This window comes from Lichenicola sp. GTC18331 (assembly GCF_055386855.1).
Genome location: NZ_AP045015.1, coordinates 1,589,274 through 1,603,046, shown reverse-complemented (window position 1 = coordinate 1,603,046; position 13,773 = coordinate 1,589,274). Strand labels below are relative to the sequence as shown.

At 66.9% G+C, this 13,773-nt stretch carries 10 protein-coding genes; 5 read left to right on the top strand and 5 right to left on the bottom strand.

Annotation, left to right across the window (positions count from 1 at the left end):
• Positions 1-744: an SDR family NAD(P)-dependent oxidoreductase gene (locus ACZ5BM_RS07415; protein ID WP_498911086.1), complete on the top strand. Its 744-nt coding sequence runs from the start codon at positions 1-3 to the stop codon at positions 742-744.
• Between the two features lie 36 nt (positions 745-780).
• The gene (locus ACZ5BM_RS07410) at positions 781-1,530 is read left to right on the top strand and encodes an SDR family NAD(P)-dependent oxidoreductase (protein ID WP_498911084.1); all 750 of its coding nucleotides are present in this window, start codon (positions 781-783) and stop codon (positions 1,528-1,530) included.
• Between the two features lie 145 nt (positions 1,531-1,675).
• Here ACZ5BM_RS07410 and ACZ5BM_RS07405 read toward each other — a convergent pair whose 3' ends face one another.
• Positions 1,676-2,599 carry a LysR family transcriptional regulator gene (locus ACZ5BM_RS07405; RefSeq protein ID WP_498911082.1) on the bottom strand — a complete coding sequence of 308 codons (924 nt, stop codon included), beginning with the start codon at positions 2,597-2,599 and terminating at the stop codon, positions 1,676-1,678.
• Between the two features lie 114 nt (positions 2,600-2,713).
• Here ACZ5BM_RS07405 and ACZ5BM_RS07400 point away from each other — a divergent pair, with 114 nt between their 5' ends.
• Entirely contained in the window at positions 2,714-3,871 is a 1,158-nt protein-coding gene (locus ACZ5BM_RS07400; protein WP_498911080.1) for an iron-containing alcohol dehydrogenase, read from the top strand.
• Positions 3,872-3,909: 38 nt separating this feature from the next.
• A complete protein-coding gene (locus ACZ5BM_RS07395; RefSeq protein WP_498911078.1) occupies positions 3,910-5,430 on the top strand; it encodes a CoA-acylating methylmalonate-semialdehyde dehydrogenase in 1,521 nt (506 codons plus the stop codon).
• Between the two features lie 39 nt (positions 5,431-5,469).
• Here the strand turns inward: ACZ5BM_RS07395 and ACZ5BM_RS07390 are convergent, their stop codons facing one another.
• The 3 genes from ACZ5BM_RS07390 to ACZ5BM_RS07380 are packed head-to-tail and all read right to left on the bottom strand — an operon-like array spanning position 5,470 to position 9,606.
• Positions 5,470-7,824 carry a PEP/pyruvate-binding domain-containing protein gene (locus ACZ5BM_RS07390; protein WP_498911076.1) on the bottom strand — a complete coding sequence of 785 codons (2,355 nt, stop codon included), beginning with the start codon at positions 7,822-7,824 and terminating at the stop codon, positions 5,470-5,472.
• Complete coding sequence (locus tag ACZ5BM_RS07385; RefSeq protein WP_498911074.1) at positions 7,821-8,708, bottom strand: phosphatase PAP2 family protein; 888 nt, start codon at positions 8,706-8,708, stop codon at positions 7,821-7,823. The genes ACZ5BM_RS07390 and ACZ5BM_RS07385 overlap by 4 nt, the downstream gene beginning before the upstream one ends.
• Positions 8,701-9,606 (bottom strand): lysophospholipid acyltransferase family protein, encoded by a 906-nt coding sequence (locus ACZ5BM_RS07380; RefSeq protein WP_498911072.1) that lies wholly within the window; start codon positions 9,604-9,606, stop codon positions 8,701-8,703. Before ACZ5BM_RS07380 ends, ACZ5BM_RS07385 begins: the two co-directional genes overlap by 8 nt.
• Before the next feature lie 103 nt (positions 9,607-9,709).
• On the opposite strand from ACZ5BM_RS07380, the gene ACZ5BM_RS07375 reads away from it, so the two are divergent.
• Positions 9,710-10,288, top strand: a complete 579-nt coding sequence (locus ACZ5BM_RS07375) for a TetR/AcrR family transcriptional regulator (protein WP_498911071.1) — start codon at positions 9,710-9,712, stop codon at positions 10,286-10,288.
• 17 nt (positions 10,289-10,305) lie between these two features.
• Here the strand turns inward: ACZ5BM_RS07375 and ACZ5BM_RS07370 are convergent, their stop codons facing one another.
• Positions 10,306-13,677 carry an acyl-[ACP]--phospholipid O-acyltransferase gene (locus tag ACZ5BM_RS07370; RefSeq protein ID WP_498911069.1) on the bottom strand — a complete coding sequence of 1,124 codons (3,372 nt, stop codon included), beginning with the start codon at positions 13,675-13,677 and terminating at the stop codon, positions 10,306-10,308.
• Between the last annotated feature and the right edge of the window lie 96 nt (positions 13,678-13,773).

Here is a 13,773-nt window from a genome sequence, read left to right as displayed (position 1 = left end):
GTGACCGATCTCACAGGTCGTAAGGCATTGGTCACGGGAGCCTCGCGCGGCATCGGCCGCGCGATCGCTCTCTCGCTTGCGCAGGCAGGTGCCCACGTTGTCGTTCATTACGGAAGCAGCCATGGCGAGGCGCAGAACGTCGTGGAAACAATCCGATCGGCAGGTGGAGCGGCCGATCTGGTTTGCGCTGATCTCAGCAGCCCGCAGGGGCCGGCTTCGCTTGCCGAACACGTCGGCCAACGTGTCAATCGGCTCGACATTCTCGTTGCCAATGCAGGGATCGGCGGTGCCGCTTCGCTCGTGGAACAAGAGCTGAATCACTTCGATCGTTTGTATGCGGTGAACGTCCGGGCGCCTTTCTTCCTCGTCCAGAAGCTTCTGCCGTTGCTGGGGGACGGGTCAAGCGTCACCGTCATCACGTCGCTGTCGGCTCGCGCTGCCGTCGGCGATCTGTCGGCCTACGCAACGACGAAGGGTGCGACTGAGACGATGGTCCGGCATTTCGCCTCGAAACTGGGCGAGCGAGGGATCCGTGTGAACGCGCTGGCACCCGGCATCGTTGATACCGAAATCTCGAGTTTCACGAAGACGGAGAGCGGGCGTGATTACGCTCTCGGGCTCCAAGCTTTGAAGCGTATCGCGACGCCCGAAGACGTCGCTCCCGTCGTGCGGTTTCTGGCGTCCAGTGATGCCCGATGGATCACCGGCGCATCGATCGCTGTCGATGGCGGCTCCAGGCTCTGACCGCGGACCTGATCAAAAACAAATAAGAGGACTGTCATGAATCGACTTCGAAACAAGGTCGCGGTGATCACCGGTGGAACGAGCGGCATCGGTCTGGCGACAGCCCAACGCTTTGTCGCCGAAGGGGCGTTCGTTTACATTTTTGCGCGCCGTCAGGAGGAGCTCGACAAGGTTGTCGCCGCGCTCGGTGCCAATAGTGCCGGCGTATCGGGCGATGTGCGCAACCTCGCGGATCTCGACCGTCTCTATGCCAAGGTGGCGTCCGATGGCAGGATGATCGACGCCGTCGTCGCCAATGTCGGTGCTGTCGACAGCGTGAAGCTCGCCGATGTCACGGTCGACAGCTTCAACCACAATTTCGAGGTCAATGCTCGCGGCGTTCTCTTCACTGTCCAGAAATCCCTGCCGCTTCTGAACAAGGGCGCGTCGATCGTTCTGACAAGCACGATCGCTTCCCTGCGAGGCTTCCCTGGTCGCTCAGCCTATGCCGCATCTAAAGCCGCACTTCGGTCCTACACCCGAACTTGGACGATGGAACTCAAAGATCGCGGCATTCGCGTGAACACCATTACGCCAGGCCCTTGCGACACGCCGCTGATCGACGCTCAGGAGAAGTCGCCAGAAGCGGCAGCAGCAGTGCGGGCGAGACATGCGGCAAACATACCGCTCGGTCGCATGGCAAGGCCTGAGGAGATAGCGTCCGCAATTCTGTTCCTGGCTTCGGAAGAGAGCAGTTTCGTTGCCGGTAGCGAGTTGCTGGTGGATGGTGGGATGTGTTCCGTGTGATGCGTTCACGCTGCCGAACGGCTCTGTGACGCGGCGGTCCGAAATTCCGGATACTGTCGGCTGCTGATGGAGAGGCGCCTGGAGGACGAGGATTTGCCGGTCTGCTCCCGCTGTTTCCGGAAGACTGATTCCTGGCGTCGTGTATTTATCGCGCCTCCTCCTCCCGCACCGGAAAGAACCCCGGCACCTCCGCCTGCGCCACCGTGTCCCGCAGGAAGCGCCGCGTCAGACGCACCTGCGCGCTTTCCGCCATGTCCGCGTCCGAGACCATCCAATAGGATCGTGTCAGCGTCAGCATCTCCGGCAGAACCGGCACCAGATCCGGCATCGCGCAAGCCACGTAATCCGGCAGCACGCACAGCCCGACGCCCTGCGCCGTGGCGACCAGCTGCGCCTGCAAACTGCTGTTCTGGAGCCGGGCGCGCAGATGCGGGCCGATCTCGTTCAGGTAGTTCAGCGCGCGGGTGAAGATCAGATCGTCCACGTAGCCGATGAATGGATGCGTCAGCATGTCGTCGCGGCTTCGGATCGGCGCGTGCCGGTCGAGATAATCGCGCGCGCCATACACATGCAGCCGGTAATCCGCCAGGCGCTCCAGCACGACGTTGCCGGCGGCGGGCGGGGTCATGGTGATCGCCACGTCCGCCTCGCGTCGTGACAGCGAGACGATCTGCTGGATGGTGATCAGCTCCACCGTCAGCCCCGGATAGGCGGCGATCAGCGCGCCGATCCGGCTTGCCAGAAAGAAATTGCCGAACCCCTCCGGCGTGCTGATCCGCACGGCCCCGGTGACGCCGTGCTGGTGTCCCGCGGCGGTCTCGGAAATACGGTTCGCATCCGCCTCGATCGACCCCGCGAGGCTTAGCAACGCCTCGCCATGACGCGTCAGCAGATAGCCGCGCGGCCCGCGCTCGAACAGCTGCACGCCCAGCGCCTCTTCCAGCATGGTGATGCGCCGCCCCACCGTGGCGTGGTCCGCCCCCGTGCGCCGTCCGGCCACGGACACGGTACCGTAGCGCGCCACGGCCAGAAAGAAACGGAGGTCGTTCCAGTTGAACGGCTGGGTCATTGTGCAATCCTGCACGGAGATTGGTCGAAAACACTTATTTCAGTGCAGTCCCGTCGATGCTAGCCCAAGGGAATGCAAGCCCGAACGGGCGATGGTCGAAGGGGAGCTGGACGGATGGCCTCGATTTTCCTGCCGCGCGCGATGCGGGTCGGCGGCGGCACGCTTCAGGAGCTGCCGGCTGCCCTGGCGCAGCTCGGCTTCAGCCGGCCTGTGATCCTGACTGACGCCTTCATGACCAGCTCCGGCATGCTCGCGCGCGTCCTGACCGTGCTGGCCAAGGCCGGGATCGAGGCGCGCAGCTTCTGCGGCGTGGTGCCGGATCCGACGGTGCGCGCGGTGGACGAGGCCGTGGCCTATGTCCGCGAAGGGCAGCACGACTGCATCATCGGCTTCGGCGGCGGCAGCTCGATCGACACCGCCAAGGCGGTCGCGGTTCTGGCCGTGCGCGGCGGCACCATGCGCGCGCTGAAAGCCCCGCATCAGGAGGACGAGCCCGGCCTCCCGATCGTGGCGATCCCCACCACCGCCGGCACCGGTTCGGAAGCGACCCGCTTCACCGTGGTCACGGACGAGGCCAATGACGAGAAGATGCTCTGCGCCGGTCTGGCCTATCTGCCGACGCTGGCGATCGTCGACTACGAACTCACCCTCGCCAAGCCGCTGCGCCTGTCCGCCGATACCGGCATCGACGCGCTGACCCACGCGATCGAGGCCTATGTCTCCGCCAAGGCCAACCCGTTCTCCGACGCCCTGGCGCTGGCGGCGATGGGCGCGATCTGGCCCAATCTGCGACGCGTCTGCGCCGAGCCGGGCGATCGTGCCGCGCGCGAGGCGATGATGCTGGGCGCGCTCCAGGCCGGCATGGCGTTCTCCAACAGCTCCGTCGCCCTGGTGCATGGCATGAGCCGGCCGATCGGCGCGCATTTCCATGTCGCGCACGGCCTGTCCAACGCCATGCTGTTGCCGACCGTCACCGCCTGGTCGGCGCCGTCCGCGCTCGGCCGTTATGCCGCCTGTGCCCGCGCCATGGGCGTCGCGGAAGCGGGCGAGGGCGATCAGGCTTCGGTGGCGCGTCTGGTGGACGCGCTGAAGCAGATCAACCAGGACCTCGCCGTGCCGACGCCGCGCTCCTACGGCATCGACGAGGCGCGCTGGTTCGCCCTGCTGCCCTCCATGGCCGAGCAGGCTCTGGCCTCCGGCTCCCCCGCCAACAACCCGCGCGTGCCGGACGCGGCGGAGATCCAGGCGCTGTATCGCGAAAGCTGGTCCTGACCGAACGCATCGCAACCGACACCAGAAGGATATTTCCCGTGTACGACACGCCCTCGACCGACACCGTGATCGATCATGTGATCGACAACCGCGACTCTCCGGCACAGCCTGCCGGCGACACTGCCCGCGTGTTCAACCCGGCCACCGGCGCCGTCACCGCCACGCTGGTGCTCGGCGGTCCCGCCGAGGTGGAGCAGGCCGTCGCTGCCGCCGCCCGCGCCTTTCCCGGCTGGGCGGCGACCGCGCCGCATGTGCGCGCCCGCGTGCTGTTCCGGTTCCGCGACATGGTGGAGCGCAATCTCGACCGCCTCGCCGCCATCATCACCGCAGAGCACGGCAAGGTGCTGAGCGACGCCAAGGGCGAGGTGATCCGCGGGCTCGAGGTGGTGGAGTTCGCCTGCGGGATTCCGCAGATGCTGAAAGGCGAGTTCTCGGAGCAGGTCGGCACGGGAATCGAGGCGGTGTCGTTCCGCCAGCCGCTCGGCGTCGTCGCCGGCATTACCCCGTTCAACTTCCCGGCCATGGTGCCGATGTGGATGTTCCCCGTCGCCCTGGCCTGCGGCAACTGCTTCATCCTGAAGCCGTCCGAGCGCGATCCGAGCCTCGCCAACGAGATCGCCGCCATGCTGAAAGAGGCCGGGCTGCCGCCGGGCGTGTTCCAGGTCGTTCATGGCGGCAAGCCGGTGGTGGATGCGCTGCTCGACCATCCGGGCGTGGATGCGGTGAGCTTCGTCGGCTCCACGCCGATCGCCGAATACGTGTATCGGCGCGGCACGGAAGCCGGAAAGCGCGTGCAGGCGCTGGGCGGCGCAAAGAACCACATGATCGTCATGCCGGACGCCGATCTGGACAAGGCGGTCGACGCGCTGATGGGCGCTGCCTACGGCTCGGCCGGCGAACGCTGCATGGCGATCTCCGTCGCCGTGCCGGTGGGCCAGGAGACTGCCGACGCGCTGGTGGCGCGTCTGGCCGAGCGCGTCCGGGTGTTGAAGGTCGGGCCGGGCACCGACGCTGCTGCCGAGATGGGCCCGCTGGTGACGCGCGACCACGCGGCCAAGGTGCGCGGCTATATCGACAGCGGCGTGGCCGAGGGCGCCGAGCTGGTCGTGGACGGACGCGAGATCGCGGTGCCGGGGCACGAGAACGGTTTCTTCGTCGGCGGCACCTTGTTCGACCACGTCACGACGGAGATGAAGATCTATCGCGAGGAGATCTTCGGCCCGGTTCTGTCCGTCGTGCGTGCGCAGAGTTTCGACGAAGCGCTCGGATTCATCAACAGCCACGAGTTCGGCAACGGCACGTCCTTGTTCACCCGCGACGGCGACACCGCGCAGGCCTTCATGACGCGCGTGCGCGCCGGCATGGTCGGCATCAACGTGCCGATCCCGGTGCCGATGGCGTTCCATTCCTTCGGCGGCTGGAAACGCTCCTTGTTCGGCGACCACCACATGCACGGCCCCGAGGGCGTGCGGTTCTACACCCGTCTCAAGACCGGAACCGTGCGTTGGCCGAAGGGCATTCGCAGCGGCGCTGATTTCGTGATGCCGACCCTGAAGTAAGGAAACGCCGCCGGGTCGTCCACGCCCCGGCCAGGACAGTCATGCCTCCGCGTCCAGTGCGGTGACGACGCCGCTTCGGCCGTCGATCCGGACGCGTTGCCCGTTGCGCAACGTCGTCATCGCGCCGCGCACCGCCATCACCGCCGGAATGCCGTGTTCCCGTGCGGCGATCGCGCCGTGCGAGAGCGGGCCGCCGCTTTCGGCGACGATGCCCGCGGCATGCGCGAAGATCGCGGTCCAGGCCGGCGTGGTCGCACGCACCACCAGAATGGCCCCGTCCGGACAAGCGCCGAAATCCGCCGGCGAGCGCAGAATGAAGGCCGGCCCCTCCGTCCTTCCGGGGCTGCCGGGAATGCCGGACAGGGCATCGTCCGAGACCGTGTCGTCCCGGCTTTCGTCCAGGGTCCAGGGCGGCGAGGCCAGTGTCTGTTCGGCGTGACGCTGTTTGGCGTCAGCGATCTTTCTCCCCAGAGCGTGCCAGCCAGACGCGTCGTCGCGCGCGACAGCTTCGGCCAGAGCCGCTTCGCTGGCGAAGAACAGATCGAGCGGCGTCTCGATGGCGCCGATCGCCGCGGGATGGCGGCCGAGCGCGCCGATCGCGCGTCGCAGCAGGGGGGCCAGGCGGGCGGTGTGGTAGTGCTCGACATCGTCGAGTTCGGTATAGAGCCGCGCCAGACGCACCAGCTCGCCCAGAAGCAGCGCGGTGTCGTCCGGTAGCGAGGCGCTCAGACGACGCAGGGTGCGTTCCGCCGCGATGCGGTCTGCCAGAGTGTCGCGTGGCGTTGCCGGGCGATCCAGACGGGCACGCACGGCCTCGAGTGCGGCATCCGGCGCTTCCGCCCAACCCGGCTGATACGGATCGAAATCGAGTTCGCGATGGCCGTGCTCGTCGAGCAGCGCGGTCCAGGCCGTGTGGAACATCGGGAACCCGGTCAATGTGCCGCGTGCGATCAGCTCCGCCGCGCCTTGTTCCCGCAATGCTCGCGATAAGACGGCATCGTTCCGGGCGATGGCGGCAAGCTGCTCCAGCGCGTCGTTCACATGGGCGGTGCGCGTGCGCACGGGGGCCATCAGCGTGTCGTAGGCGGAATCGGCATCGTGTGTGAGAGTCTGCAAAAGTGCGCGAAGCGCCTTGTGAATCGCGGTCTGGCCGATCGAGATGGCGATGTTGTGCCGGAAATACGCGCGACCGGCGCGGTTGATCTCGCCGACATGCGCCCAGATCGCCGCTGCCGGCAGCGCGTCGAGCGGTTGTGCCTTGAGCCTGCCGACATCGAGCAGGAAACGGTCCAGAGAACGTTCCCATTCGCCGGGCAGCTCGAGCAGCCAGCCGAAGCGTCGCACCAACTCCGGCAAGGCTGCTTCCAGGGACGGGCCGGACGGCATCGGCGTGCGGCCGAGATAGATCTCCACGGCGGTCTGGTTGCCGTAGATGAAACCGTCGAAGCGCCCGAACCATTTGGCACGCAAAGGTGGCAGACCCATCCGGGCAAACGATGACGACAGCGCCTCATGGAAACCGGCCTCGGCGAAATCCCAGGCCAGAGGCGTGACCGGAGACGGAAAGCGTTCGGCGGACTCGTCCCGGGTCCAGCGCGGCGGCAGGGCGGTGACGGGGCGCGCCTGCAGCACGCGCACGCCGGTCCCGTCCACCGCCCATTCCACGTCCTGCGGGAATCCGGCCTTTTCTTCCACGGCACGCGCGATCGCGGCGATCGCGGCGGCTTCGCTCTCCGTCAGACACGGCGCACCGCGCGGAAAGGCCGTGTCGCGGACGGTGAGATCGGCTTTGTTCAGGACGAAACGATCCACCTCCGCCTCACCGCCGACCACGGCCTCGCCCAGACCGGGATGCGCCGAAAGATGGATCTCGTCGAGTTTTCCGTTGATCGGATCGAGGGTGAAGGCAACACCTGCGGCGCGCGCATCGACCATGCGTTGCACCAGAACCGCCATGGACGGTGTCTCGTCGATGCCATGGTGGCGGCGATAGGCGACGGCGCGCTCGTCGTAGGCTGAGGCGTAGCATGTGCGGATCGCGTCCTCGATGGCGGAGAGACCGATGCAACCGAGCACCGTGTCGTGCTGTCCCGCGAACGACGCCTCGCCCAGATCCTCCAATGTCGCGGAAGAGCGGACGGCATAGGCGACATCGTCGCGAACGAAGTCGCGCAGAGCACGGAGAACCGGCTCCGGCAGTGCGATGTCGTTTAGAGCCGCCCGCGTCACCACGCCGCCCGGAAGGCTCTCCGCCACCTGACGATAGGCCTCCACCGTGACGATCAGAGCGTCCGGAACGTCGAAGCCCCAGTGGACGAGTTTCGCCAGCCCAGCCGCCTTGCCGCCGCACAGATCGACGCGCCCGGCATCCGGATGACGGAGATCGAGGATCATGCCCATGAACGTGCTCCGTGAGGGATCGTGGTTCGGGAAGAGATGTTGCGGCGTGTGCGCAGCAGAAGGGCGGACAGAAACAGACAAGCGATCGCCAGCAGGAAACCCGCCAGAACATCGACGCCGTAATGGAAACGCAGCGCCAAAGTGGAGAGCCACAGAATGCAAACCGGCAGCGCGCAGAAGGCGGCGCGGCGTCCGGAGCCGAACAAGGCCTCGAAACCGAGCAGAAAGGCCGTGACGGCGCAATGCAGAGACGGAAACGCGTCCGCGCGGTTGGTGCCAAGCGGTACCGCATCCAACAGCATGCGCGTGATGGCGAAACCATGGACCGGCTGCGCGAAGGACATGGTCGCGTACGGGCCGAGCGCCGGCAGCAGCGTATAGCCGGTGAATCCGATCGCGTAGAGCGTGAACAAACCGCTGTAGAACGCGCGCGCCTTGCGCGGCGCGGCGAACAGCCAGCCGATCGTACAGACCAGGAGATACGGAAAGAACAACGCGTAGCAGAGGCTCATGGCGTCGGTGGCCGCAGGTCCGAAGCGGCCGGAAAGCCATTCCGGGAGGCTCAGACCGAAGATGCGCAGATCGAGCGTTTGCAGAAGCGTGTCGACATGGACGGGATGGAACAACGGAACGCTTTGCCGAAGATCGCGAAACACGAAGCACATCAAAGGCACAAATAGAAACAACCGCGCACGCCAGGCCCAGCGCGATATGCTGCAAGAGAAAAGCAGGATCGCTAGCGGAAGCGCGACGGTAAGCCCGCCCAGAAACAGTGTTTGCGGATTCGACCAACCGGCATGCACCCCGACGCGCAGCGCGGTGACGGCGAGGAAGGCGATGAACAAAGCCTCGTGCAGCATGAGACGACGATCAGGCATCGAACCGTTCCGTGCGACGCGCGAACCGGATCGCGAACAGGGCGGCATAGATTGCGGCGAGCCAGGGCAGGCCAAACCGGATGGCGGCGCAGACAATCGTTGCCGACCAGCAGAGCTGCAGCGGCAGCAGCAGGAGTGCGGCGATCGGCAGCACGGCGGTATCGTCGTCGGCAAGGCGCCGTCCGAGCCATGTCGCCAGCAGGCGCACCGGCGCGTCGATCCCGTCGAGAGGACCGGCCCCGGCCTCCGGCGCGGCCGAGGGCAGGGCGCGCAGCATCGCATCCATGCGCGCCTGCGCCTGCGGAACGGTGGCGTTCACCAGGCGGCGCGCCGGTCCGAAGCAAATCGACACCGCCGTGCCCAGCGAACGCGGATCGGCATAGGTGATCGACACCGGCACCACCTGCACGCCGGAGGACACGATCGCGAGCCGCGCCGCGCCGGGCTGCAGCGGCAGAAGCGCATCGTCGAGCGTGCTGGTGCCTTCCGGGTAGACGAACAGTGCGCCGCCCGACTCCAGCACGCGACGGCATTCGTCGCGTGCGGCCTTGTTCGCGACCGAGCGATCCGCATCGCCGTCGCGGCGGCGCTTCACGGCGATGCCGCTTACCAGCGGGCGCAGCCACCATTTTCGTTTCAGCTTCTCTGCGATCATGAAGCGGGCCGGGCGCGGCAGGGCATGGGCGTGCAGCCAGCCATCGGTCAGGCCGGTTCGGTGCCGGGCCACGAACAGCACCGGGCCGTCCGGCGGCACATGGCCCAGCCCGCGCACCTCGACCCGGCCGGCGAACAAACGCGCCGCCAGAAAGGGAAGGGCGCGGTCGAACCAGAACGAGCGCGGCATGGCCGGGACCGGGACCGGACGGACGGCGCAGACGGTATGGACGCTTGCGATCACGATGTCGCTCTCTTATGAACGTTGTTCACGAGGAGACGCTAGCTCGGCCATGAACATCGTTCAAGATGAAAATGAACATCGTTCACGCGATCGTAATCCGGTCTTGTTCGACCGCCTGCTGGCGCTCGCCGAGCACGCCATCGCCGAAAGCGGGCTGGATGGGGTGAAAGCGCGTCCGCTGGCGGAAGCCGCCGGATGCTCGGTGGGCGCGATCTACAACCTGTTCCCCGACCTGCACGCGCTGGTGCTGGCGGTGAACGGCCGCACGCTGGACGCGATCTCGGCGGCGATGGCCGCGGTGTCGGACGGCACGGACCCTGCCGACACGCTCGTCCGCCTCGCCGATACCTATCTCGATTTCGCCATCGCCAACGGGCCGCGCTGGCAGGCGCTGTTCGCGCACCGTCTGCCGGCGGGCCGCGTGCTGACCGACGCCTACGAAGCGCGGCGTCTGGCCGCCTTTTCATTCATCGAGCGGCCGTTGGCGGGTCTGCGTCCCGATCTTGGCGAGGACGACCGTGCGATCCTGGCGCGGACCCTGTTTTCCGCTGTGCACGGCATGGTGGAGCTGGGGCTGAGCCGGAAGCTGGGCATTCTGACGGTGGACGCGTTGCGCGAACAGGTCCGAATTGCCGTGTCCGCGATCGCGGCGGGCGTGGTGCGGATCGCCCCCCGGCGCTGAGGCCGGAGGGCGACACGTCAGGCCGCCAGCATCTTGCCGGCGGCACCATAATCCACCTTGCCCGTGCCGAGGCGGGGCAGCGAGTCCACCACGTGAATGGTGCGCGGCACCGCGATCTCGGCGCTTCCGCGCTGGCGGGCATGGGCCAGCAACGCGGCGGTTTCGGCGTCTTTCTGCGTGGTCATCAGAACCAGCGCCTCGCCCTTGCGCCCGTCCGGCACCGACAGAACGGCGTGGTCCGCGTCCGGCCAGAGCGACGCGGCCAGCGCCTCCGCCGCCGGCATCGAGACCATCTCTCCGGCGATCTTCGCGAAGCGCTTGGCGCGGGCGAGGATGGTGATGAACCCCTCCGCATCCACCTCGCAGATGTCGCCCGTGTCGTACCAGCCGCCTTCCGGCGCTTCCAGAACGCCCGGCGCAGTGGCGCGGAGATAGCCCAGCATCACGTTCGGGCCGCGCACGATCAGACGGCCGCCCTGGGGAATCCCCTCCACGGGCTCGAGCCGATACTCCATGCCAGGCACCAGACGGCCGGCGGCGCCCGGCTTGCTGTGCATCGGCGAGTTCAGCGCCAGAACCGGCGCCGTCTCGGTGGCGCCATAACCCTCCAGCACGCGCACGCCGAATTTCTCCGCATAAAGCCTGCGGGTTTCGTCGCGCAGCTTCTCCGCACCGGCGAAGATGTAACGCATGGAGTAGAAATCGTACGGATGCGCGAAGCGCGCCCAGCCGGTCAGGAACGTATCGGTGCCGAAGGCAATGGTGGCGTCGGTGTCGTAGCTCAGTTCCGGCACGATGCGGTAATGCAGCGGCGACGGGTAGAAAAACGTCCGCACGCCGGACAGCAGCGGCAGCAGGGTTCCGCCGGTGAGGCCGAAGGAATGGAACATCGGCATCGCGTTCAGAACGCGATCGGTGCTGTTGAAGTCGATCACCGAGGCAACCTGGGCGATGTTGGACAGGATGTTGCGATGGCTCAGCACCACGCCTTTCGGCGCACCCTCCGAACCGCTGGTGAACAGCACCACCGCCGGCGCGTCGGGGTTCGCCTGCGCACCCGGCAGTCTCTGCGCCAGCAACGCGTCGAGCATGCCGCGCAGCTTGTCGCCGAAGCGGAAGCCTGCGCGCACGTCTTCGAGCCAGACGAACCGGACCTGTTCCTCCATCCGCGCCACCACGGGCAGGAGCTTGGCGCGTTCCACGAAGGCGCGTGACGACAGAACGGTCTTCACTTCGGCAGCAGCGCAGGCCGACAGCATCGCATCCGCGCCGGCAGAGAAGTTCAGCATCGCCGGAACACGGCCCCAGGCCTGGAGCGCCATGAACGTCACCACCGCGCCGTTGGCGTTGGGCAGCATCAGTCCGACCTGTCCGCCTCCGGGTGCTTCCCGCGACAACCGGCGTCCCAGAACCGCGGCGCCCAGCAACAGCTTTCGGTAAGAGAGCGGTTCGCGCGCGATGTCCTCGGCAATCAGGAAACCGGGCCCGTAGCGATGCTTTGCCGCCAGCAGAGCGGCGAACACGGTGCGGCCGGTCGGCGCGGTGGCGAAGGCGGATTGCTCCATCACGCCCTGCAGGATCGTGCCCACCGCCGCGCGACGCTTGCGGCCGAACAGGTCTTCGCCGACGTGCAGCGACACTTCCGGCAGAACGGTCAGACTGAGCAGCGGAAACCAGCGTCGCGGCGTGCGTCCGGCGAGGCGCGTCATGCGGGTGAATTGCAGCCCATCGATCCGCACGGGCACGATCGCCGCGTCCGCCTTGTCGGCGATCATGCCGGCGCCTTCGTAGACCTTCATCAGGGCGCCGGTGGTGGTGAGCCTTCCTTCCGGGAAGATCACCAGGCGCTCGCCCTCGCGCACGGCATGCACCATGGTGCGCGTGCTGAACGGATTGGCCGGGTCGACCGGAAAGCAGCGTATCGCCAGAAGCAGCGGCTTGAACCACCAGCGGCGGGCGATGTGGATGTTGATGGCGAAGACCGGTGCGCCGGGCAGAAACGCGGCGACGAAGCAACCGTCCAGGAAGCTCTGATGATTCACGACGAACACCGTGCGGCGTCCGGCTTCGGGAATGTTCTCCAGCCCGCTGACCTTCACGCCATGGAAGACGCGGAAATACCAGCGCATCATCCCGCGCAGCGTTTCGCGCGGCAGGATGCGAACGATCCAGATCGCCACAAGGAGATTGGCGATCGCGCCGATGCGCAGGATGGAGGCGGGGCTGTTGCCGCACCAGATCAGCCCGGCCACGACGGCCGCGGAGGCCACCATCGCCGCGGCGTTCAGCAGATTGTTCGCGGCCACCATGCGCGCCTTCTCGGTCGCACCGGACCGTTCCTGCATCACGGCGTAGAGCGGCACGGAATAAAGCCCGCCGCAGACGGACAGAAGCAGAAGGTCGATCAGCATGTGCCAGCCGGACAGGCTGTGCAGCACGGCGCCGATATCGGGCAGCGCGCCGGCATGGGCGGCGGTGCGCCCGAAATCGAACAGGAACACGGACAGGCCCAGGGCCGCGAACGGAACGATGCGGGCCGTCACCTCGCCGCGCAGCAGACGCGCGCACAGCATCGAACCGAGCCCGGTGCCGACGGCGAAAAACCCGAGCATCAAGGAGAACACGACCGGCACGGCCTGCAGCGTGTCGCGCACCAGGATCGGCAGTTCGGCCAGGATCACCGCGCCGATCGCCCAGAACCAGCTCAATCCCAGCAGGGACAGCCAGACCGGACGGTTGCCGCGCGCGTCCCGCACGAGCCGGGCGGTTTCGGCCAGGACGTTCAACCTGATGCGCAGATCCGGCGTACGCGATGGGGCGCGGGGAACGAAGGCCGCGGCGAGAATCCCGCAGGCGGACACGGCGAGACCGGCGATCGACACGATCCGCGGCCCGTCCGGCAAGGCGAACAAGGCGCTGCCGGCAAGAGTGCCGAACAGGATGCCCAGAAACGTGCCCGCTTCCATCAGCCCGTTTCCGGCCACCAGCTCAGCCTTGCGCAGGTGGATCGGCAGGATGCCGTATTTCAGCGGCCCGAAGAACGTGGCCTGGGTGCCGAGACCGAACAGGACCGCGAACAGGAGCGGCATGGCATGGAGCAGGAACCCCGCAGCGGCCAGCGCCATCAGCCCGATCTCGCAACACTTTGCGAGCAGGATCAGCCGGCCCTTGTCCCAGCGCTCCGCCACCTGTCCCGCCGTCGACGAGAACAGGACGTAGGGGAGGATGAACACCCCGCCCGCCAGTGCCACGAGGGAGGGCGCACCGCTCGCACCGGCCCGAAACAGGATCAGTACGACCAGGGCGTTCTTGAACAGATTATCCGCAAGCGCACCCAGCATCTGGGTGATCAGCAGGGGCAGCAGGCGCCTGGACAACAAGAGCGGCATGAAGAGCGTTCCCGTCCGTGAACATTGTTCAAGGACGGATAGACGGCCTGTGAACGTTGTTCAAGCTTCCCGTTCACGTATCACGCTGTCGTGCGC

Excerpts from the sequence above, each read along its gene's own strand:
- ACZ5BM_RS07410 (WP_498911084.1), top strand. The coding sequence starts at position 781 with ATGAATCGACTTCGAAACAAGGTCGCGGTGATCACCGGTGGAACGAGC.
- ACZ5BM_RS07405 (WP_498911082.1), bottom strand. The coding sequence starts at position 2,599 with ATGACCCAGCCGTTCAACTGGAACGACCTCCGTTTCTTTCTGGCCGTG.
- ACZ5BM_RS07400 (WP_498911080.1), top strand. The coding sequence starts at position 2,714 with ATGGCCTCGATTTTCCTGCCGCGCGCGATGCGGGTCGGCGGCGGCACG.
- ACZ5BM_RS07390 (WP_498911076.1), bottom strand. The coding sequence starts at position 7,824 with ATGATCCTCGATCTCCGTCATCCGGATGCCGGGCGCGTCGATCTGTGC.
- ACZ5BM_RS07385 (WP_498911074.1), bottom strand. The coding sequence starts at position 8,708 with ATGCCTGATCGTCGTCTCATGCTGCACGAGGCTTTGTTCATCGCCTTC.
- ACZ5BM_RS07370 (WP_498911069.1), bottom strand. The coding sequence starts at position 13,677 with ATGCCGCTCTTGTTGTCCAGGCGCCTGCTGCCCCTGCTGATCACCCAG.